General features: G+C 68.0%; 1 protein-coding gene. It reads left to right on the top strand.

Annotated elements, in window-relative coordinates; all coding sequences use genetic code 11:
* Positions 1-115: 115 nt before the first annotated feature.
* Positions 116-1378, top strand: coding sequence for an ISL3 family transposase (locus tag ACFQGL_RS32135; RefSeq protein WP_377516415.1), 1263 nt, complete (start codon positions 116-118; stop codon positions 1376-1378).
* Positions 1379-1414 lie beyond the last annotated feature (36 nt).

The following is a 1414-nucleotide window of genomic DNA, read 5'->3' as shown; positions in this document are numbered from 1 at the left end:
TATGGGTCTTGTGACGTGTCTGTGGGTGGTTGGGCGCGTCGTTGATGGCGCACGCCGTTGTCCTGCCTAGGTTCTGGCTTGTCGAAGGTCAGAACTTTGTGGGCGGGAGAACGGCGTGCGTTCTGCCAGGGTATGGGCTGGGCTGCTCGGGGTCGAGCAGGCGGTGGTTGAGGATGTGGAGTTCGATCCGGTCGAGTCGGTGGTGGTGGCTCGGGTGCGGGTGCGTCGGGGTGCTCGGCATCGGTGTCCGTATTGCCGGCAGCGGTGTGCCCGCTATGACGCTGGGGTTCGTCGTCGATGGCGGGCGTTGGATCTGGGGACGGTCCGGGCGGTGACCGAGGCCGACGCGCCTCGGGTTTCCTGCCCGCAGCACGGGGTGGTTGTTGCGGCGGTGCCGTGGGCTCGTCATGGAGCGGGCCATACCCGGGCGTTCGACCAGATGGTGGCGTGGCTGGCGGTGCATACCGCGAAGTCGGCGGTGTCGCAGGTGATGCGGATCAGTTGGCGCACGGTCGGGGCGATCGTGGCGCGGGTGTGGGCTGACACCGGTGGTGTGGTGGACCGCTTCGAGGGGTTGCGCCGTATCGGTATCGACGAGGTCAGCTACAAGAAGGGCCACCGGTATCTGACGGTGGTCGTGGATCATGACACCGGTCGGTTGGTCTGGGCCGCGGCCGGGAAGAGCGCCGCCACGTTGCACGCGTTCTTCGACGAACTCGGTCCCGACCGGGCCGCGGCGATCACCCACGTGTCGGCCGACGGCGCCGATTGGATCTCTGCCGTGCTGCGCCGCCGCTGCCCGGACGCGGTCCGCTGCGCCGATGCGTTCCATGTCGTGGCCTGGGCCACCGATGCCGTGGATCGGGTTCGCCGTCAAGCATGGAACGAGGCCACCGGTCGTGGGGCCGGCCGTCGGGGTGTCGCTGTCGGCGCGGCCCGGCAGCTGAAGAACACCCGCTGGGCGTTGTGGAAGAACCCGGAGAACCTCACCGACGCCCAGCAGGCCAAACTCGCCTGGATCGCCAAGACCCACCCCCGCCTGCACCGGGCCTGGGCGCTCAAGGAAGGCCTGCGCCTGGTGTTCACCCTGGCCAAAATCAGCCCGACCGCAGCGGTCGAAGCCCTCGACCGGTGGATCGGGTGGGCCCGCCGCAGCCGCATCGACGTCTTCGTCGACCTGCAACGACGCGTCACCCGCCACCGCGATCAGATCATCGCCGCCATCCAGCACGGCCTGTCCAACGGCCGCATCGAGTCCGTCAACGCCAAGATCCGCCTCATCACCCGGATGGCCTTCGGCTTCCACTCAGCAGACGCCCTCATCGCCCTAGCCATGCTCAGCCTCGGAGGCCCCCGACCCCAACTCCCTGGAAGATGATCACCAGCGACCCACGAATCGAGCAGAAGACCCATA

Source organism: Micromonospora vulcania, assembly GCF_042658605.1.
In the GTDB taxonomy this organism is placed as follows: Bacteria; Actinomycetota; Actinomycetes; order Mycobacteriales; family Micromonosporaceae; genus Micromonospora; species Micromonospora vulcania.
The sequence above is the reverse complement of the archived record's forward strand: the minus strand, read 5'-3'. Positions and strand labels throughout refer to the sequence as shown.